Annotated in this window: 12 protein-coding genes; 5 read left to right on the top strand and 7 right to left on the bottom strand. The window is 43.5% G+C overall.

From position 1 onward, the window contains the following. Nucleotides 1-29: 29 nt before the first annotated feature. Together IM797_RS24025 and IM797_RS24030 are read left to right on the top strand one after the other, a co-directional pair. Nucleotides 30-509 (top strand): hypothetical protein, encoded by a 480-nt coding sequence (locus tag IM797_RS24025; protein WP_194129759.1) that lies wholly within the window; start codon nt 30-32, stop codon nt 507-509. A gap of 85 nt (nt 510-594) precedes the next feature. After that, complete coding sequence (locus IM797_RS24030; protein ID WP_194129760.1) at nt 595-1050, top strand: hypothetical protein; 456 nt, start codon at nt 595-597, stop codon at nt 1048-1050. Nucleotides 1051-1296: 246 nt separating this feature from the next. Here the strand turns inward: IM797_RS24030 and IM797_RS24035 are convergent, their stop codons facing one another. Continuing rightward, nucleotides 1297-2625, bottom strand: a complete 1329-nt coding sequence (locus IM797_RS24035) for a DEAD/DEAH box helicase (RefSeq protein ID WP_194129761.1) — start codon at nt 2623-2625, stop codon at nt 1297-1299. A gap of 113 nt (nt 2626-2738) precedes the next feature. Further along, nucleotides 2739-4085 carry an MFS transporter gene (locus tag IM797_RS24040; RefSeq protein WP_194129762.1) on the bottom strand — a complete coding sequence of 449 codons (1347 nt, stop codon included), beginning with the start codon at nt 4083-4085 and terminating at the stop codon, nt 2739-2741. Between the two features lie 122 nt (nt 4086-4207). Here IM797_RS24040 and IM797_RS24045 point away from each other — a divergent pair, with 122 nt between their 5' ends. After that, nucleotides 4208-6112, top strand: coding sequence for a DNA topoisomerase IV subunit B (locus IM797_RS24045; RefSeq protein ID WP_194129763.1), 1905 nt, complete (start codon nt 4208-4210; stop codon nt 6110-6112). Here IM797_RS24045 and IM797_RS24050 read toward each other — a convergent pair. The 3 genes from IM797_RS24050 to IM797_RS24060 are packed head-to-tail and all read right to left on the bottom strand — an operon-like array spanning nt 6109 to nt 14519. After that, the gene (locus IM797_RS24050; RefSeq protein ID WP_194129764.1) at nt 6109-7089 is read right to left on the bottom strand and encodes a YihY/virulence factor BrkB family protein; all 981 of its coding nucleotides are present in this window, start codon (nt 7087-7089) and stop codon (nt 6109-6111) included. The two genes, IM797_RS24045 and IM797_RS24050, sit on opposite strands and share 4 nt — an antisense overlap. A gap of 7 nt (nt 7090-7096) precedes the next feature. Further along, complete coding sequence (locus IM797_RS24055; RefSeq protein ID WP_194129765.1) at nt 7097-9412, bottom strand: BamA/TamA family outer membrane protein; 2316 nt, start codon at nt 9410-9412, stop codon at nt 7097-7099. Continuing rightward, nucleotides 9396-14519: a translocation/assembly module TamB gene (locus IM797_RS24060; protein ID WP_194129766.1), complete on the bottom strand. Its 5124-nt coding sequence runs from the start codon at nt 14517-14519 to the stop codon at nt 9396-9398. The genes IM797_RS24055 and IM797_RS24060 overlap by 17 nt, the downstream gene beginning before the upstream one ends. 158 nt (nt 14520-14677) lie before the next feature. Between IM797_RS24060 and IM797_RS24065 the strand changes: the two genes are divergently transcribed. Both IM797_RS24065 and IM797_RS24070 read left to right on the top strand, forming a co-directional pair. Next, the gene (locus tag IM797_RS24065) at nt 14678-15166 is read left to right on the top strand and encodes a cytidine deaminase (protein ID WP_194129767.1); all 489 of its coding nucleotides are present in this window, start codon (nt 14678-14680) and stop codon (nt 15164-15166) included. Between the two features lie 69 nt (nt 15167-15235). Beyond that, nucleotides 15236-18298 carry a DNA gyrase/topoisomerase IV subunit A gene (locus IM797_RS24070; RefSeq protein ID WP_228099092.1) on the top strand — a complete coding sequence of 1021 codons (3063 nt, stop codon included), beginning with the start codon at nt 15236-15238 and terminating at the stop codon, nt 18296-18298. A 69-nt stretch (nt 18299-18367) separates the two neighbouring features. Here the strand turns inward: IM797_RS24070 and IM797_RS24075 are convergent, their stop codons facing one another. Then, nucleotides 18368-20695 (bottom strand): M1 family metallopeptidase, encoded by a 2328-nt coding sequence (locus IM797_RS24075; protein WP_194129768.1) that lies wholly within the window; start codon nt 20693-20695, stop codon nt 18368-18370. A gap of 25 nt (nt 20696-20720) precedes the next feature. After that, on the bottom strand, nt 20721-21305 hold the full coding sequence (locus IM797_RS24080) for a HupE/UreJ family protein (protein WP_194129769.1): 585 nt from the start codon (nt 21303-21305) through the stop codon (nt 20721-20723). Nucleotides 21306-21313: the final 8 nt, after the last annotated feature.

The raw sequence follows: 21313 nt of genomic DNA on the forward strand, positions 1-21313 counted from the left end.
AAATTTAATCAACCCCTTATTTAAATTTTATGGAATTAAAATCAGCAGCAGACGTTTTAAAGGAAGAAGGCATTTATGTCGGACAGGATGTCATTGGCGGAATTAACTGTTCAATCGGCTATCAGAAAGTTTTCAAATGGTCCTGGTTAGCGACACAATTGAACACATTTGTGATCATCGGCTCAACGGATCAATTGATAGACCAGGCTTTCATTGAACATTTTTCAAAAGCATGTTTTGAGTATTCCACCCGAAATAACCAGGGCTGGCCACGTGGTTTACAGTCTGGCGTAGGCTCTGTGGCTATTTTGCAGGGAAGCAACATCGATCGGAGCGGAGCTGCATTTTGTGAAAAATTAACTAAAAAACACTGGTCAGCATTCGAAATACCGGTCTTGTATTACACCCCTGAAAAAAGAACCGTCCGTTTTTTAAGCCGTCCTTTATGGGGTACCATTTATTTCCCATACTTTACCCAGCTGATTGATTCGGTCACCAGCCGTTTTTAATCTCATTTTGCCCTCACCGCATACATTTCAGTTGTTGTAGTATCCGATGATAATCTTTAAATTGCAGGCCTAGAATAATAGTACGATGAAAACATATATTTTAATGGCCTTCATGTTGCTTGGATTTGTTCAATTCAGCAATGCGCAATCCAATCCAAAAATGCCTACTCCACAAGAAATGGCAACTAAAAGCGTCGATGAACTGGAAAAGCGTCTGAAATTAAATCCAACGCAAAAAAGTGTAATCTATAATTACACCTTTGACATGTGCAAACACCAGCTCGACCTGATTAAAAAGCAGCAGGCCGGTACCTCCAATGAAGATGAGGTTACCAAGTTCTACAAAATGCAAAATGACACCAACAACAGCATTAAAACCGTCCTGAAAGGCGATCAGATTGCTGAATTTGATAAAGTACTTGAAGAACGCCTGAGCGGAGGTGATAAAAAGAAGAAAAAGAAAGGCAAACGCAACAAAGACGAAGCAGAAGAAGTAAGTGTAGGTATTGAAGGCTTAAAATCCGTACCGCCTGCCCAATAACCACCACTCATCCAAATCAACAAGATATCAGGTAAACGATAAACAAGTAATCAAGTAACAAATACTCAAGATATCAAGTAACCAATAAAAAATAATCAAGTAACAAATATCAAGTAACAAAAAAGGAAGCCTTCGTTCAAGGCTTCCTTTTTTGTTTTACTCACTAAAAATTCAGTGTCTGGAAGAGGGCCTAGGCGTCTTTTGCGCTTCTTCAGCGCAAATTATGCCAGCCCGAAAACAGATCACTTAATTTTTACCCCACCGCCTGTTACCACTATTAGCACTCCTTTTCGCTCCGCTCAAATTCGGTTGTCTTTCCGTTTTCTCTGTTCTCGGCCCTTTCTCTGTTCTTGCAGGTCTGTCTGGTCTGGCGCCCCTTGCAGGTTTCGCTTTTCCTTTTGACTTTGCAGCAGCAGCACCTGAAAGCAGGCTTTGCCAGCTCATCGCATAAGGATGATCTTCTGTAACCGGAATTTTAAGACCGATCAGTTTCTCAATATCATCTAAAAACTCTTTTTCTTCCGGATCGCAGAATGAAAATGCAGTACCACTTAAACCTGCGCGACCGGTACGGCCGATACGGTGTACATAAGTTTCAGGAATGTTCGGCAATTCGTAATTGATTACATGTGCCAGCTCATCCACATCAATACCACGGGCTGCAATGTCTGTGGCGACAAGGATCCGTGTGGTTTTAGCTTTGAAATTGGTCAATGCCCTTTGTCTGGCATTTTGCGACTTATTACCATGAATGGCTTCCGCTTTAACACCAACTTTGATCAGATCTTTAACGATCCGGTCTGCGCCATGTTTGGTACGTGAAAATACCAGTGCAGTTTCAATGGTTTTATCTTTTAAAATATGGTGCAATAAATCTTTCTTGTCGTGTTTCTCTACAAAGAAGATCTGTTGCTGAATTTTTTCAGCGGTAGAAGAAACCGGGGTAACCTCTACTTTGATTGGATCTGTTAAAATGGTATTGGCCAGTACCTGGATTTCTTTAGGCATGGTAGCCGAGAAAAATAAAGTCTGACGCTTGGCTGGTAATTTAGCAATCACTTTTTTTACATCGTGGATAAAACCCATGTCCAGCATCCTGTCGGCCTCATCCAGTACAAAAAGTTCAATATCGCGCAGACTGACAAAACCCTGGTTCATCAAGTCTAACAAACGACCTGGCGTTGCGACCAGGATATCCACACCACGGTGTAATGCATCGGTTTGTGCTTTTTGTCCAACACCACCAAAGATCACCAGATGCTTGATTGGCAAGTTCCGGCCATAAGCTTTAAAACTCTCTTCAATTTGAATGGCAAGTTCACGCGTAGGCGTTAAAACCAATGCTTTAATGGTTTTGTGTACTTTCGTATTGATGTGTGGTTTACTCAGCAATTGAAGCATTGGAATGGCAAATGCTGCGGTTTTTCCGGTACCAGTTTGCGCACAGCCCAATAAATCTCGGCCTTGTAATATAGATGGAATGGATTGCTCTTGTATGGGGGTAGGTTGTGTGTAACCTTCTGTTTGGAGCGCTTTTAAAATGGGCTCAATCAGGTTTAATTCTTCGAATAACAATGTATCTGTAATTTAATGTGTAATATAAGTTGAAACCAATAATTTTGTTTCGTCACAAAGGTACATATAACTATTGGCTTTTGCTTATTTCCTTTGCTTCATGTAAGTGTCTGTTAATTAGTGGTTTTTGATTCTTTAAAGCGGGAGAAAAACAAGAAGGCCAGGATACAGAGTACAAAGCCCACCGCACCATTTAAACGAAGCCCGTAATCGTTTCCCGGATCTTTTCCATAGACCGTTAGCATGGCAAAAACGGCAATACCCAATGTTTGTCCGAGTTTCACGAACAGGTATTTGACGGCAAAAAACATCCCTTCATGATTCTCCTTGGTTTCCTCTGTATCTTTCTGGGCGATGTCGGCCAGAATTGCATTGGGCAAAATACCCAGGGCCGCCAGGGGAAAGGAAGCTGAACACACCAGGATATACATTTGCATGGTAGGAGAAAAAGGCAGTTTGCCGAGAAAATAGATCGTCACAAAAATGAGGCTCAAAATGAAAAAAGCCACCAAAACCAATGGTTTTTTACCATATCGCTTAGCGCCATAATTGATGAACGGATAAAATACCAATGAAAGCACCACCATAATGCCCATAAACTTACCCCCATCAGAATCCGGTAAGCCAAGCAGTACGGTTACAAAGAATAACAGTCCGCTGGAAATGATGCTGAGTGCAATGTAGTAGGAGAAATCTGAGATCAGGTAATATTTGAAATTGGAATTTCTGAAGGTGTTCTTGATTGCCGGAATCAAGGCGATGTGCGTTGGCTTGGCTTCTGTATATTCCTTTTCATTGATAAAGGCAATGGGCAATACCATGACCAGTCCGGCAAAAATACTCAAACCCCACATGGTATATTGCAGGGCCTGCATCCTTTCGCTGATGCCAAATACCTGCTGAATCAGGTCCGCATAGTTGTTACACAAGGCCGCGATGATCATACCCAGTACAAAACCAACCTGCTGATAGGTGGACAGTTTTACTTTCTGCTCAGCGCTATGTGTCAGCTCGGCCAGCAAGGCATTGTATGGAATGATATAGGTGGTTACTGAAATGAAAAATCCAGCCAGTACAAAACTCAGCCACCAGGCATTGGTGATACTCTCATGTCTGACCAGGGGATAAAATACCAAGGCGCAGAATACCACAGCCGGAACGATCGCATATTTCATGATCGGAATTCTGCGGCCTTTGGGATTGGTACTCGCATCACTTTTTGAAGCAATAAATGGGTCATAGAGCGCGTCGAACAGTCGGCCCGAAGCGGCAATCAGCGACAGGATGTTAAATGCGCCAAATACCAGTAACTGGGGTACCAGTGGTGTCAGGCCCGAATTGTTTGGCGGCAGGTAAAAGTAAGGCAGCATCACGATGATGATATTGGTCATGATGCTCCAGCCCATCATTCCTGAAGCGTAAGCGATTTCTTTTCGTAAGGGTAGTTGTTTAATCGGCATCGGTCATCAGGGGCTAATACAAAATTGGCTCTGGCTAATTTATTTGTTGAATATACGTGAAAATGTGTATTTGTTGAAACTTTGTGATTGATTATACAGCTTATTCAGCTAAATTTGTAATTATGGCAGAACCTATTTATAACGATGATAGTATACGGTCGCTCGACTGGAAAGAACACATCAGGCTGCGGCCTGGTATGTATATCGGAAAGTTGGGAGATGGATCCGCACAGGATGATGGTATTTATGTATTGCTCAAAGAGATTGTAGACAATTCGATTGATGAATTTGTCATGGGCTCTGGCCGCATCATAGACATTACCGTATCCGATCAAAAAGTAAATGTGAGAGACTACGGGCGTGGAATTCCTTTGGGAAAAGTGATCGACTGTGTGTCTAAAATCAATACCGGTGGTAAATACGACAGCAAGGCCTTCCAGAAATCGGTAGGTTTGAACGGGGTAGGTACCAAGGCCGTAAATGCGTTGTCTACTAATTTTGTGGTGCAGGCTTACCGCGATAACAAAACCAAGAAAGTAGAGTTCTCAAAAGGGGAGATTGTGCTGGAGCATCCCATCATTGATACCACACAAAGAAATGGTACCGCCATTACTTTTTATCCGGATGAAAGCATTTTCAGAAATTACCACTACATCTCTGATTTTGTGGAAAGCATGATCTGGAACTACGTGTTCCTGAATGCGGGACTGACCATAAACTTCAACGGACAAAAATATTTATCCGAAAGGGGACTGTATGATCTTTTGCATAAAGTGGCCGATGTGGAAAGCATCCGTTACCCGATTATCCATTTGAAAGGAAATGATATCGAAATCGCCATGACACACGGACAGCAGTATGGTGAGGATTACTACTCTTTTGTAAACGGACAGCATACTACCCAGGGTGGTACCCATCAGGGGGCATTCAGAGAGGCTGTGGTGAAAACCATCCGTGAGTTTTATAAAAAAGAATACGATGCTTCGGATATCCGGTCGTCGATCATCGCCGCAATCTCGGTGCGGGTTCAGGAGCCTGTGTTTGAATCGCAGACCAAAACCAAACTGGGTTCTCAGAATATGGGACCTGACGGGCCATCGGTACGTACTTTCATCAACGACTTTGTCAAAAAAGAACTCGACGATTACCTGCACAAACATACCGATGTGGCAGATGCGCTTTTAAAGCGCATCCTGCAATCGGAACGGGAACGTAAAGACATTGCCGGAATTAAGAAACTGGCCAATGACCGGGCTAAAAAAGCATCTTTGCACAATAAAAAACTGCGCGACTGTAAAGTACACTTCAACAGTACACACGATAAAAGATACGAGACCACTTTGTTCATCACCGAGGGGGACTCTGCTTCGGGATCAATTACCAAATCGCGCGACGTAGATTGCCAGGCCGTTTTCAGTTTAAAAGGTAAGCCCTTAAACTGTTATGAGCTGACCAAGAAAGTCGTGTACGAAAATGAAGAGTTTAACTTGTTGCAACATGCTTTAAACATTGAGGACGGCTTAGACGGTCTGCACTATAACAACATTGTGATTGCTACGGATGCCGATGTGGACGGGATGCACATCCGCCTGTTGATGATGACTTTCTTTTTGCAGTTTTTCCCGGACCTGGTGCGTTCAGGTCACGTTTATATCCTGCAAACGCCTTTGTTCAGGGTGCGTAATAAGAAGGAAACCATTTACTGCTATAGCGATGATGAGCGGAAAAGAGCCATTGAGAAATTAGGCAATAAACCGGAAATTACCAGGTTCAAAGGGCTGGGTGAAATCTCTCCGGACGAATTTGGTTTGTTCATTGGAAAAGATATCCGCCTGGACCCTGTGATCTTAAAGGACCAGACGATTAAAAGCTTGCTGGAATATTACATGGGTAAAAATACGCCGGACAGGCAACAGCACATCATCAGGAACCTGAGAATAGAAAAAGATGAGGTGACTGAAGAACTGGCTAAAATACTGGAAGCCCCTGAAAGCCCTGAGGTTGAAGATACTTTAGATGTAGCTTAATCGGCTATCTTAGTATCTTCAGGATGCTGGGGCGGTAAGACAGCTACATTTTTTTCGACCACCACAATTTTGGTATGTACCGCGTATTTACTTGGCCTGATGGCCTCATCGTATTTTTCGGCATAGGCTTGTGTAAATTCTGCCCCGAAATAAAGGATAATTGCCGTATAGTAGATCCAGAGTAAGATCACGATGATGGATCCTGCGGCGCCAAAAGCGGAGCCGGGATTGCCCACTTCAATGTAAATCCCAATCAGGTACTTGCCCAAACTGAACAGCAATGCCGTAAACAATGCCCCGATAATTGCAGGTTTCCATCTCAGATCCACATCAGGAAGGACCTTGAAGATGACAGCGAAAATGATCGTTACAACGGATAAGGTTAAGGCATTCGTCACCACAAGCATCATCAGTTCAGAAACTTCCTCTACGCGGATGTATGCGGCGATCTTATGGCCCAGTCCGACCACAATGCTATTCACGACCAGGGAAACCAGCAATAAAAATCCCAATGAAGCAATCAAAGAGAAGGACAGAAGCCTGTTCGTAATTAGTTTTTTCCATCCCTTTTTGGGTACGGCTTTTACCTTCCAGATCAGGTTGATGCTATCCTGGATTTCTATAAAGATTGCTGTTGCACCCAGAATCAGGGTGACAATTCCTATAACCAGGCCTAAATTGCTTTTGCCGGAGTAGTTGGCATTGTTGACAAAGCTGCGCAATTGGTTGGCCGCATCATTGCCCACCAGTTCACTGATTTCTCCGAACAGCTTGGTATTGGGATCCATGTTGTCGCCCAGAAAAATGCTGGCTGCCGAAAGTACAATGATGATCAATGGTGTCAGTGAGAAGATGGTATAATAGGCTAAAGCTGCGCTCAGCTTCATCACCCGGTCATCAATAAAGCCTTTTCCAGCCGCAATGAATAAATGTGCTACCGCTTTAACAAAGCTGAATATTTTCTTTACAAACTTCATAGTCAGATTAAAATGGGTATCCAATTCCAATATTGTACACCAGGTTCTCTTTCCGCCAGCCGCTGCTGCCAAAATCGATTTGATCAAATACCCAACGTTTACCTTCCTCATTATAAGGTTTGCGGATTGGGAAGGCTACATCCAGACGGATCACAAAGATAGAAGCATCTACACGTAATCCGGCTCCGGTACCAACAGCAAACTCACTGATCGCATTTTTTAACTTAAATCCTGAGCCTGGTCTGTCAGGGTCTTCTTTTCTCAGCCACACATTACCCGCATCTACAAACAGCGCACCATAAAGCCGGCTAACCAGCTTTTGTCGCAACTCTGTACTCACCAAAGCTTTGATGTCGCCACTTTGATCCAGGAAATTGGAGTTGATCGACTTCGGATCGTTTTTAACATAGTAAGAACCTGGTCCAATGATTCTTGCTGCCCAGGCCCGGATGTCGTTGGTTCCGCCTGCAAAAAACTGACGTACATAAGGTAAGGTACTCTGGTTGCCATAAGCATAGCCGTATCCTAAATCAATTCTACTGGCCCAGGTCAGGTTTTTGGTGATTTTAAAATAATCTCTGAAATCAGCCTCTAAACGGACAAATTGATTCAATGCTACACCGGCTATCGATTTTTCACCCGCACTATTTTTCCCTGCAAATAAGCCCCATAGGTTACCGCCGGTTTCTAAAGTTCCGTTGAAATAGAAGTTGTTCCTGCGGTAATCCTCAAACTGGTTGGTATAGGTAAAGCCATAGGTACTTCCAATGATAAATTGTTTTTCCAGTACATTTCTCAGTCCCGGCGTTACATTCAGGATGCTGTCTCGTTTTACAGTATCACGGGTGAGATTAGAGGTCACAAAATTAATCGATATCGGGTTAAAGGAATGTTCCTTGTATTTGTCTTCATTCCATTTATAGCCATATTGTGCCTTGAAGGAGTTTAGGCTGTATAAAGACCCGCGGTTTAGCAATTGGTAGGAGAGTAAGGCCACGGTTTTGGGAATATAGGCATTGGTACTGTTGATGCCTTTAAATGGGGTAATGAACCTCGGGAACGTGAGCTTACCCTCGGCAGTAAAGGAATAAGAATTCAAGCCCTTTGAGGTGCCGCCGCCAAACTGGCTTTCAAAACCACCACTGGCACTGACATCCAGTTGCTCCGCACCTCTGAATAGGTTTCTGGTCGTCTGCGTCAGTTTGACTTCCGATCCTACAAAATTGTTGGACTTGCTGGTTCCGGTAACCGAAAAGGTCAGGGAGTTTTTCTTCAGCGGCGTGAGGTATACATTCAGGTCCAGTTGATTGTTTTTGACAGTATCTATCGGTATAAACTCTGCTTTTACGGCCTGAAAAGAACCAATGTTTACCATCCGGTTCAAGGATTGGTTGTGGTCTTTTCTATTGTACAATTCACCTTTTTTAAAAAATATCAGGCGGTTAAACAGGGGAGATTTAAAAGTATGCTGCGGATCGTAAATCTTGAAATCATTGTAGATTTCCGGAGTTGCTTGCCTTAAAGCACTGTCCCTTCTTAAACTGTAATTGGGATAGATTTTGATGTCCCTGATGGTATAAGGCTTTAAACCGGCATCGGGTGCAATTTCTTTTACCCGGATGCGGATGTCGACCAGGTTTTTACCAACGGTACTGTCTACCTGTAAAATCAGATAATCCGGCGCAAAATAAAAATAACCTACCTCTTTCAAATCGGCATCAATGCGTTCTCTTTCCCGTTTAAAGACATCCAGGTCATAGTAATCACCTGCCTTTAACAATGTGTTTTCTTTGTGCTGGTTGACAATACTGGTCAGCGCCCCGCTGTCCGGCGGAGAAGAAACCTGGTTGATCTTGTAGCGAATGCCTGTGTTGGCCGTGTATATTGCCTTGCCTTTTTTACCTTTAACGATGGTATCGCCAACTACGGTAGATTGCAGGTAACCCTGACTGATCAGATAACTGGTCAGTACCGCATTGTTGTACGGTAACTTGACCTCACTCAGCAATACCGGTGCCTGTCCTTTTTTTCTCAGCCAATTGCGGAGCCCGCCCTTTGGTTTTTTTGGTTCACCAGCAAGGTTATAAATCATTAAACCAAATTTCACACCAAGGATAGCGCTGTTTGGCTTAGGCCTGGTTTTATCCACTAGGGCTTCTTTTACTGCTTTTTGATCCTCAATTTTTACTGTGGAATCCGGATTGATTTTTACTTCGGCACCTGTGTATAAAATCTGCCCCGGCTTTAAACTTTTGGTTGTACTGCAGGCGGCCCAAATTAAACAGGCAGTTATAAATAAGCTGAATCTAATTAGTCTGTTCATCTTTAGGCTTTTGTTCTTGTCTTAATCTTCTTTTTTTAGAGAAATTCCTGAAAACTTCCCTGAATTTGTTATAATCTACCACCAATGCGAAACCTACACCAGTTTCTATAATTTGTCCTTCTATGACACCCTCGTTTTGATTGCGTCGATAGGCCCGGAGTCTGTATTTGCCATCTTTAGATAATAAATACTCAATATTGATGTTCCCCGCAATATTGGTCGAGTTTTGCCCGGCGGTTTGACCCTCAAGTCCAAATGAACTTCCTACCGTGACAATCAGCCTGTCGCTCAATAACTTTTTAGACAGGCCAACTTCCAATTGGGATTTGTTCTGGAAGCCATTCTCGGAGTAATCTTCTGAAGAGTTGATCCCGAAATTGATATCTACACCCTTAATCAGGTCAGAGGCCAGTTTGTTCAGTTGTTCGGTTAACAAATTACTCACACTTGATCTGGCAAAATTGGTAACCAGGCCATTTCCACTTCCGGCCAGACTTTCAAATGGATTGTCGGCAATGAAACGCTGCAAGACCAATAAGGCAAATACCTGTTTGTTGACCTGGCCTTCATCGCTGTTAATCTGTTGTAATTTTCCGTACACCAATCCTCCCTCAGCACCACGGTTATTCTCCGGCAAATCTATTTTGAATTTGATGATTGGCTTTAACAATTCTCCGGTCATCATGAGGTATACCTGGAAAGGTAATTTGTTTTTAGCGGTGGCAGAGCCGATATCTCCGGTTAAATCAATCGGCGCAGTGTTCACCTCGATCATGGCAGTCAGGTCGACTGTCGCGCTGGTTGGCTCCCCGGTCCACACAATATTGCTTCCCTGCTGTAACTTAAATTCACGTTTAACCGGACCTACAGATAAATTATAACTGCCACTGGATACATTGTACCGTCCTGTTAAACTCGTTTTTCCACTCGGATCCATGGTTGCGGTTAAGTTCGCATCACCTTTAATGTTCAGGTTATCTCCGTTCTGCGGGTCAACCACCACATTCAGTTCTGCTCCCGGATCGATGACGATAGTCGCACTCAGGTTGATGCCTTTAATCGGCGCTTTGCTGACCGAGTCAGAAACCGATAGCGCTTTTTTGCCGTTAAATGGTGGCGCATTGAAATCTACAAACTGAACGATACCTTCCTGGTCAATGATGGTCGGATCATCTGCCGGCATGGCAAAGAAGAATTTCGTTTTATCTTCGATTTTAATGTTCATGTTCACATCAGGCTGGTTCAAGTCTCCGCGGACACGGATGTCGCTGGTTAAATAAACTGTTCCGTAGATCATTTCATTGTCCTCAGAAGTGGAGTTTAAAGCCCTGAAGTTATTGGTACGGATGTCCATGTTGAACTTGAAGTCGCGGTAAGTTTTAGTCAGGATGCCTCCTGTGATGACTGCTTTTTGATTCAGTGAATCCAGGATCGTGAAGCTGTTGAAATTAATTCCGGTATCGGTAAAACTGATGGTTTCATTCGGCATCCTGAAAAATGAGTTCACATAGGCCACATTGAAGCCAGCCTGGTTAAATTTCAAATCTCCCAGTACTTTCGGGGCATCTAAGCTGCCTTTTACAGAGAGCGCTCCGCTTACAGTACCGGTTCCTTTTCTGATCTGTCCCATCGACAGGCTTTCTACTGCTTTCAGGTCAATCTTGTCGATATTCAGGGTCATGTCCAACGCGCTTTGCGGAGCTGTATAGTAAAATCCGCTTGCCCGCAGTTCATGAACGCCGGATAAAGCGATATTGGTTTCAAAGGCATTTGCTGTATTGTTATTTACCGCGATCCGAAGCGTACCCAGCATGTCTTTTTGGTAACGCAACTGGTCAACCGTCAGGTTGGCTTCAAATTTAGGGCTCGCCGCCAGGTCTTTCACCTGCACCGTACCATTAATCGAGCCACCGGCAAGGGCGGTATCTGCTTCTGCAAACCGGGTCAGTGTCTCAATACGGAAATCTTTAAATTTCACTTCCAGCGGCGCATTTGGCGTTTGCGTCTCGCTGTTGATGCTCAACAGCTGTCCGCCATTACTCAGGTTAAATTGATTGGCCAGGATGCCCGAAGCACCAAATTGCAGGTAGTTGTCTGGCGAAACCACCCATTTTTCATAGTTTAAAAATAATTTCTGCGGGTCAAAGCTAAACCTGAAATCTTTATTTATTGATTTAAAGATACCTCCCAATACGTATTTGTCTTTCCGCTTACTGTCGCGCAAATAGATGTTCAGCCCCAGGTCGTTGTTCACTGCCGCACCGCTGATCTCATTGTTAAAGAAGGCCAGCGAAGGGCTTTGCAAGCTCTTAATGGTCAGTTTATAATTCAGTTTCTGATCGTTGTTGTTGATGTTCAGGCGTGTGCTGTCTACCCGGTAACTGCCATAAGTGACCTGCGGAAATACGGCATTCATCACCAGGCTGTCTTTTTGGGTATCCAGTAAACCAAACATGCGGGAAGGGGCGAAGTTGCTCAGTTCCGGTACAAAGTTTTTTAAGATTTTAGGATTGTAAAAGTTGACAAAGAACCTGAAACGCTGGTCAGGGATTTTGGTGACTGTACCAAACTGGTAATATTTATTGATCTGGTTGATCATGGCAGATGCCAGGTGGGTCAGCTGGTATTTACCGTCAATTTTAGCACGTAAAAATTCAGACCTCAGCGTGAGCATGTTGTGGTCTGCGGTAGCCTCAGAGTGGACCATGATCGTGTCTACGTTAAAACGCTGACCTTCCTTAACCACTTGTAAGCCATTGATGTTAATATCGCCGTTCAGGTAATCCGGATCAGCAGTTTTGATATCCGCTTTAATCAGACCTGCAATTTTAAATTCTGTGGCACTGAAATTCAACTTCTGTAAATCAATCTGTTTCAGGTCTGCATTGGCACGTACTGCCGGGTATTTACCCGAAATGTCTGCATGCAGGGTTAAATTAAAATTGGCATTGCTATCCGCCATATTGCTTTTCAGATCAAGCTTTTGCTGCGCATACGTACCGCTTAAAATTAAATTGCGATAGGTGTATTTGTTGTAATAAGCACTGATCACCTGCCCGTTGATTGTGGCAGCAGCTTTTTTGGCATCCAGGCCTGTACCCTTAACATGAGCTTTCAGGGTAATCCTGCCCAGTTGAGGTGCCATTTGGATCAGGCGGCCTACATTGAAATTGTTCAGGTTCAGATCTGCAGTATAACTTTCCTTTCCTTTGGGGCCCTTCATATTCGCCAGCAACTTAGCCGAACCCATATCGGTATTGATGTTGAAGCCGGTGTTGAAATTGGTCATCGATCCTTTAAATTTACCGGTAGCATTGATGCTGTTTGGCAAGGTGATATTTGAGGGTAAACTCTTTTTAGGTATCACCACCAGCAGGTCGGCCTTGGTTAAAGAGAATTTTTTAATGTTCAGGTCTAAAACGGTTTTCTCTACATCAGGCAGCCCTTTGGCGGTACCACTGATGTCGATATGTGTCTGCTTCAAGCCATCAACCTGCAGTTTTGGAATCACCAGGTTATTCATGTAGCCATGCGCCAGGGCGCTTACCCTGATCTTTTCATTGCGGTAGTTTGCCGGTACAGCATCGCTAAAATAACCGGCATCTTTCAAACCAATGGTGGTATTTTTAACCTCTAAAAAGATTTTTACCCTTTCCGGATGTTTGGTCAAATCTTCCATCGAGGTGTAGTCCAGTTGTGTATTGTTGGCAATACTGGTATTTGGCGTTTTTAACACCAGGTTATTGATCTTGATTTGTTTTTCAGAATAGCGCACATCACCTTTCAGCTGGTTCAATACAAAGCCGCTCTTTTCCTGTAACTTTCCGTCTTTGACATTCACTTTGATACCCGCATCGCTGTACGTAAGTTTTTCTGCCAGTAATGCCAGTCCGTTAATGTTCAGGTGGTTAAAGTCCATGCCCTTACCTGGTTTTGCGCCCAGATGATCAAATTTAACTTTATTGTCGGCCAGGCTTAAGCTGTTCACCAGTAAGGAAATGCCTGGTGTTTTAACGGTTGCCGTGTCTGCCTTTGGAGTGGTCTGATTTGCTGCTGCCGGTTTAAAAGCAAAATCAATTGCTGATTGATTCAATTTGGCATCGTCCAGCTGGTATTTGTTGTTTTTGACATCCGCAATCAGTTTAGTCAACGAGAATGCTTTCAAATCAACTTTTGCCCGCATGTCTGATGCAGCGGTCTTAAAATCAACCTTACTGTCGTTGATTTTAGCTGTTTCAACTTTGTAATTGCTATTGGTCAGGTCTACGAAAAGTTTGGTCAGGGCCAGGCTGTTTAAATCTACATCTGCACTGGTCTTAGACAGGCGGTCGTCAAATCCTATTTTGACATTGTTGAAAGCAAAATCTTCAATTTCAACCAGCGGTAATTTACCGGATTCAGTTTTCGCGGTATCTATGCTGTTTTGTAAATGTGCCTGAAGCTGCGTCAAAGGTTTTTGCTGCAGGTATTTTAAGAAAGTGTTTTTTAAGGCCAGTGAGCGGATCACATAATGCTGTTTGTCCAGGTCAAAATCTTTAATATTCGCTTTAAATTCGCCTAAATTCAATTTCACATCGTTACCAGCTACATCATCACGGTATACGATACCGATGTCTTCCAGATCCACTTTTCCGACAGAAAATTTAAGCGTAGAAGTGGTGTCTTTTTGTACCTTTTCTTCTGGCTTTTTCTGTTCCGACATAAAAGCGTCTACTAAAAAGGAGAAGTTAAATGTCGTATCGGGATTGATGCGGGTGACATTTGCCCTGATTTTTTGCAGACTGATGCTGTTAATTTCTACTTTATTGTTGAGCAATTTGAATAAACTGATGTCTACTGCCAGTTTTTGCGCATACAAAAGGGTATCTCCTTTTTTATCTTCGATGTAGAATTTATTGAGGATGATGTCTTTAGGTAAGCCTATTTTGATGCTTTCCAGCCTGACCTCGGTATGCGTTTTGTTTTTTAAATAGTTTATAGCCTTGTCCTTGACAAAGTTTTGGACTGCCGGAATATTTAAAGACAGCGCGATGAGTACAACCAGCAGGATGACACTGCCCAGTACCCACAGAATAATTTTAAGACTTTTGCGTATATATTTATTCAATTGACCTATATTGAAAGTTTATGTATTGTCTGTTATCAACCAAAACCATGCCATTGGGGTGATTAATCGGCTTTATTATATTACAATCTATTGAATTAATTGTTTAAAACAATGAACAAAAAAATGTGGTTTGTTCAGTTATATAAAAATAAATGAATATGAGTTACCGGAATTTAAACATCAGTTATGAAGTTTTTGATAACATTAAAGCCTTGAACGGAGCAGACCATGCACTGTGTTTAAAGGCAGAAGAAGCGCTGTTAAATTCCTATTCGCCGTATTCGCGCTTTAAGGTGGGCACAGCGATCCGTTTAAAAGACCAGCGGGTGCTATTGGGCAGTAACCAGGAAAATGTAGCTTATCCTTCGGGTTTGTGTGCAGAAAGGGTCGCTTTATTTGCAATCGGCGCTGCCGATCCAAATGCGGTGATAGAAAGTATGGCAATTACCGCAAAAACTGATAACTTTGTCATCGAAAAACCGGTGACATCCTGCGGGGCCTGTTTGCAGGTCATGGCAGAATTTGAACAAAAGCAAAAACAGGAAATAGAAGTCCTTTTTTATTGCATCGGTGGTGAAATTATCAAAGTTAAGGGGATTAAGAACCTATTACCTTTTGTGTTTGTAGAAGCACGTCTGGAAGGCTAGGAATGTTCAAAATTCAAGCTTAATATTTCAACCTCAACTCTTATATTTACAGCATACAATCCTTTTTTGATGAGCGAAGAAATAGAAAAAAACGTAAACGATGAAAACAAACATACCGTAATTCCAATCAACGGACTTTACGAAAACTGGTTCCTCGATTATGCTTCTTACGTCATTCTTGATCGGGCGGTACCTCACATCAATGATGGGTTAAAGCCTGTTCAACGACGAATCATGCATTCTTTGAAAGAGATGGATGACGGGCGTTTCAATAAAGCGGCCAACGTAATCGGGAATACCATGAAATATCACCCCCATGGGGATGCTTCCATTGGTGATGCGATGGTGCAGATCGGGCAAAAGGATTTACTGATCGATTGCCAGGGTAACTGGGGTGATCCCGTAACTGGCGACAGTGCTGCGGCACCGCGTTATATCGAAGCCCGCTTGTCAAAATTTGCCAACGAGGTGGTTTTCAATGCAGATACCACGATTTGGCAATTGAGTTATGACGGCCGTAACAATGAGCCGCTTACTTTACCGGTTAAATTTCCATTGTTGCTGGCACAGGGTGCTGAAGGTATTGCTGTAGGCTTGGCAACCAAGGTGATGCCCCATAACTTTGTGGAACTGATTGATGCTTCTATTGAAGTTTTACAAGGGCAACGTCCCAATATTTTACCCGATTTCTTTACCGGCGGTATGGCTGATTTTTCGGCTTATAATGAAGGTATGCGTGGCGGAAAAGTGCGGGTCCGGGCTAAAATCACAGAAAAAGATAAAAAAACACTGGTCATCACCGAAATTCCCTTCAGTACAACTACAGGGTCGGTCATCGATAGCATCTTGTCTGCCAACGATAAGGGCAAGATCAAAATCAAGAAAATTGAAGACAATACTGCAGCAAATGTAGAAATCGTTGTGCAGCTGGCACCGGGCATTTCGCCCGATGTAACCATTGATGCGCTTTATGCTTTCACCTCCTGCGAGGTATCCATCTCTCCGAATACCTGCATCATTAAGGACGACAAACCTCAGTTTCTGAGTGTGAACGACATCCTGATTGAAAACACGAAAAATACCAAGGCCCTGTTAAAAAAGGAGCTCGAAATCAGGTTGCATGAACTTCAGGAAAAGATCTTCTTCAGCTCATTGCTCAAGATCTTCATTCAGGAAGGGATGTACAAAAATGCAGAATATGAAAACTCCGGCAATTTTGATACGGTAGTAGAGGTATTGAACCTGTTGTTTGAACCTTTTAAAGCCCAGCTGTACCGCGAAATCTTACCTGAAGATTTTAAAAAGCTGATCGATAAACCCATGAGTAGCATTACCCGCTTTGATGTTAAAAAAGCGGATGAGCAGATGAATTCATTGGCCGAAGACATTAAAGTGGTTAAAAACCATTTAAGGCACCTGACCGATTACGCCATTGCCTGGTACCAGAAATTGAAAGATAAGTATGGCAAAGGCAGGGAGCGTAAAACTGAAATCCGTTTGTTTGATCGGGTTGAGGCTTCTAAAGTGGCCCTGGCCAATGTGAAATTGTATCTGAACCGTGAAGATGGTTTTATTGGTACCGGCCTTAAAAAAGACGAATTTGTGGCCGATTGTTCGGACATCGACGAAGTCATCGTATTCAGAGAGGATGGAAAGTGTATCATCACCAAAGTAGCCGATAAAACCTTTGTCGGTAAAGGGATCTTGCATGCGCAGGTGTTTAAAAAAGGCGACGAGCGTACCATTTACAACATGATCTATAAAGATGGTGCCAGTGGCGTCTCTTACATCAAACGCTTTGCTGTAGTGGGGGTAACCCGCGATAAGGAGTACGACCTGACCAAGGGTAGTAAGGGTTCTAAAGTCCTGTATTTTACAGCCAATCCAAACGGAGAGGGAGAAGTGGTAACGGTACAGCTAAAACCACATACCAAATTAAAGAAATTACAATTCGATCTGGATTATGCCGATATTGCCATTAAAGGCCGGGGTTCGCAGGGAAATATTGTTTCTAAATATCCAATCAAAAAAGTCTTGTTCAAAAGCAAGGGCGTATCCACTTTATCCGGTCTGAAGATCTGGTATGATGAGCTGCTCAGACGCCTGAATGTAGACGGACGTGGTAAATACCTGGGCGAATTTGACGGCGACGATAAAATCCTGCAGGTGCATAAAGACGGATGGTATGAACTGAGTACTTTTGAGCTCAGTAACCACTTTGATGCAGACCTGGTACTGATCCAGAAATTTGATCCGGAAAAACCTTTTGCGGTGGTACAGTATGAGGGTAAAGCTAAAAATTATTTCATCAAGCGATTCGTATTTGAAGCGATTGGTGTGGGTAAAAAAATGAGCCTGATTAGTGAGGAGGCGGGGTCTAAATTCCACCACCTGACCAGTAATCCTGAAGCTGTGCTGAAGGTCGATGTCCTGAAAGGAAAAACCCAGATTCCGGAAACCCTGGAGATCCTGCTGTCCGAATTTATCGATGTGAAAGGAATCCGTGCCAATGGAAACCGCTTGACACAGCATGATGTGCAGCATATCGAAATCTTTAACCATGAAGAGATTGAGCTGGAAGAGCTCAGTAAAGCTGAGGTAAACCCGGATGAAGAGGCTACGGTTACTGACGATGCCAACGCTGACGATACCAGCACTGACGATACCAGTACAAACGATGAGGGGAATCAAGACGATGAAGGTCGCGACGATGAAGAGGGGCCTGCAAACGGAGCCGATGACGATGATGACCCGATCCCGCCTGCTCCCGAAGCTCCGGTAAAAAAGGTTTCGGCGAAATCTGATCCGGAAGTCGTAAAGGAAACTGCTCCGGAAGAACCAGTTGTGGAAAAACTGTTGGTAAAAGAAGAAATCAATAATCCTGATGTGGATAACCCTGTGGAGAAACCGAAAAAGTCCGCTTCGAAAAAGCCTTTTCATGTACCTGTTAAAGAGGTAGTTAAACCTGCTGTGCCAGATGTGGAGAAACCTAAAGAAACAGCGGCATCTGCAACAGAAACTAAGGAAGACAATGCTCCTGAAACTTCATCAGAAAAGGAAAAGCCTAAAAAGGCCTGGAATACCAAGGTTCCCTTAGAGATTACCAATCCCGACCAGCTGGATTTATTTTAATACCAGTAGTCTTATACAATAGCAATATAGAATAGCAATGGGCCCAAAGTTCAACTTTGGGCCCATTTTTTATTTTTGTCGTGATTGCTGCATCGGGTTCGCTCCATTTGAACTCCCTCTGGGTAGCTGTTGTTGTTTAAACAATTCAAACCTGGACGTTTGCGCTTTTCTTGGCCAGGAATTGTTGGCCTCGTCAATGTCCGCAGTTTCCCGATAAGGATCCAATTGTACGGAAACAACGGCTTTGTCTTTGGCAAATACTTTAGTCACCTGATTTTCGTTTTTGCGCCAGATATAAGCCGGTATGCGCTCTATTTCTTTTGTGCCATCGGTAAATGTCCATTCCAGGATAATTGGCATCACCAGCCCACCTTCATTGCTGAATGAAAGCTCGTAGAAATGCTTCTTGCTTTCATACAATTTGCGTTCAGCCTCAGATAGTGCGTTGTAATAATGCTGAAAATCCTGATCTGCGGTTTTACTCACCTCAAAACGCTTAAACTTATTGTAGAAATCCAGTAAACTGGTGTCTTGCTCCACTGCAAACTTCAAGCCTTCTTTGCGGTTGCGTTCGCGGCCAATGTTATACAGGTCCTTGTCGTAGCTTTTTTGTAAAGTTTCATTTTCTACGGCCGGATTCATGCTGTTCATCCGGTAATACTTGACATCGTTTAAGGCAATGTCAACCGGTTCTGTGCCAAAAAACCAACCTCTCCAAAACCAGTCCAGGTCTACTGCCGAAGCATCTTCCATCGTTCTGAAGAAGTCCGCAGGCGTAGGATGTTTAAATGCCCATCTTCTCGCATATTCCTTAAATGCATAATCGAACAGTTCCCGGCCCATCACGGTTTCGCGTAATATATTTAATGCTGTGGCGGGCTTGGCATAAGCATTGGGGCCAAAATTGATGATGTTCTCCGAATTGGTCATGATGGGCTCCAATTGATCTTTGGGCATTTTCATGTAATCGGTTATTTTGTGCGCCGGACCGCGTTGGGATGGGTAATTGTTATCCCAGGCCTGTTCGGTGAGGTATTGGCAAAAGGTGTTCAGGCCTTCGTCCATCCAGGACCACTGCCTTTCATCAGAATTCACAATCATCGGAAAGAAATTATGACCCACTTCGTGGATGATCACACTGATCATTCCGTATTTAATGGCCTCGGTATACGTTCCATCTTTTTCTGCACGCCCGTAATTGAAGCAGATCATCGGGTATTCCATTCCATTTGCCGCTTCTACAGAAATGGCGACAGGATATGGGTAGGGGATGGTATGTTTGGAGTACGTCTGCAGGGTATGTGCCACAACCTTGGTTGAATATTTATGATAAAGTGGGTAAGCTTCCGGACCATAGTAAGACATGGCCATGATCTTTTTTCCGTTGATATACGTTCCCATGGCATCCCAAACCAATCTTCTTGAGGAGATCCAGGCAAAATCGCGAACGTTTTCAGCAACATAAGTCCAGGTCTTTTTTGCAGTAGATTTTTGCTGCATGGCTGCCTTTGCCGCTTTAAGATCCACAATTTCAACCGGGCTTTTTGCCGTTTGTGCCGCATTCCAGCGCTTTAAATTGCCGGCACCTAGTACCTGTGCATAATTCTGACACTCGCCGGTTGCACCCACCACATGGTCTGCCGGAACAGTCATGTTTACCTTATAATTGCCAAAAGCCAGGGCAAATTCGCCCCTTCCTTCAAACTGCTTATTTTGCCATCCCTGGAAGTCGGAATAAACCGCCATTCTAGGAAACCATTGGGTAATGGTAAACAGGTAGTTGTCATCTTCCGGAAAGTACTCGTATCCACCCCGGCCACCGTCAACCATCCGGTTTGCGATTTTATAATTCCAGGTAATTTTGAGTACATATTTTTGCTTCGGCAATAAGGTTTGCGGCAAATCTATGCGCATCATCGTATTGTTGATGGTATAGGGCAGGGCTGTGCCCTTTTCATCGGTTACCTTAAGTATTTTTACACCCAGCTCATTTGGCAGATTCATGATGTCGGACAAAGCCTTGTAGTTCATCTGATCTGTTATTTTACTGCCCTCGGTGAGCTTATTGTCACTTGTTGATTTGTGCTGGTTTTCATCCAGTTGAACCCATAAATAGCTGAGCGGATCGGGAGAGTTGTTGTGGTAAGTGATGGTTTCAGCACCATTCAATTGCAGGTTCTTTTCGTCCAGTTCTGCATTGATCAGGTAGTCTGCGCGTTGCTGCCAGTAAGCCGGCCCGGGCGCTCCAGACGCTGAGCGGTAGCTGTTGGGATCAGTTAAGATCGTTCCCAGTTGTTCAAACTTATTTCCGTGGTTGGAGCCCGGGTTGTTTGGATATTGACCGAACGCGGAGATACTGAAAATCAGCGTAAGGACAAAAAGTAGGGTTTTCTTCATTTGGATTGGCTGTTTGGTTATGCTTTTAAAATAGCGCAGCAAATCGTTCTGCAGCCATGATAAAGGATATCCCAAATATAGCTGATGAAAGAAAGAAATTCCAGTCCCATCGCTTTATTTTTACAAAGTGGATCAGGACGAATGACAGGAGCAGTGTTGCCAGGACAATGATCAGCTGGCCAAATTCCAGTCCCAGGTTAAAGGACAGCAATTCCACCGCAATGCTTTTACTTTTCCCAAGCAGGCTTTTGAGGTAATTGGAAAAGCCCAGGCCATGGATCAATCCGAAAAATACCGCCATAAGGTATTTGAAACGCATGTTTTTAGGTTTCATTCGCTTACTGAGGATGTTACTTAAGGTGGTGATGAGAATGGTCATGGGAATTAGAAATTCGATCCAGGCCGTGTTTACAGTGAGCAGGTTAAACACACTTAAAGCCAGGGTGATGCTGTGGCCAATTGTAAATGCAGTAACCAGGACCAGCATTTTTTTCCATTCGGTAAGGGTATACATGCTGCAAAGTGCCATGACAAATAGAATGTGATCGTAACCTTGCCAATCTAAAATGTGCTGCCAGCCCAGTTCAAAATAAAGCGGAAAATCTTGCATTTCGTTTT

This window comes from Pedobacter sp. MC2016-24, from assembly GCF_015223055.1.
Lineage (GTDB): Bacteria > Bacteroidota > Bacteroidia > Sphingobacteriales > Sphingobacteriaceae > Pedobacter.

Bases quoted from the DNA above. Each gene is read 5' to 3' on its own strand.
- IM797_RS24045 (WP_194129763.1), top strand. From the start codon at position 4,208: ATGGCAGAACCTATTTATAACGATGATAGTATACGGTCGCTCGACTGG.
- IM797_RS24040 (WP_194129762.1), bottom strand. From the start codon at position 4,085: ATGCCGATTAAACAACTACCCTTACGAAAAGAAATCGCTTACGCTTCA.
- IM797_RS24025 (WP_194129759.1), top strand. From the start codon at position 30: ATGGAATTAAAATCAGCAGCAGACGTTTTAAAGGAAGAAGGCATTTAT.
- IM797_RS24080 (WP_194129769.1), bottom strand. From the start codon at position 21,305: ATGCAAGATTTTCCGCTTTATTTTGAACTGGGCTGGCAGCACATTTTA.
- IM797_RS24070 (WP_228099092.1), top strand. From the start codon at position 15,236: ATGAGCGAAGAAATAGAAAAAAACGTAAACGATGAAAACAAACATACC.
- IM797_RS24050 (WP_194129764.1), bottom strand. From the start codon at position 7,089: ATGAAGTTTGTAAAGAAAATATTCAGCTTTGTTAAAGCGGTAGCACAT.
- IM797_RS24065 (WP_194129767.1), top strand. From the start codon at position 14,678: ATGAGTTACCGGAATTTAAACATCAGTTATGAAGTTTTTGATAACATT.
- IM797_RS24030 (WP_194129760.1), top strand. From the start codon at position 595: ATGAAAACATATATTTTAATGGCCTTCATGTTGCTTGGATTTGTTCAA.
- IM797_RS24075 (WP_194129768.1), bottom strand. From the start codon at position 20,695: ATGAAGAAAACCCTACTTTTTGTCCTTACGCTGATTTTCAGTATCTCC.
- IM797_RS24055 (WP_194129765.1), bottom strand. From the start codon at position 9,412: ATGAACAGACTAATTAGATTCAGCTTATTTATAACTGCCTGTTTAATT.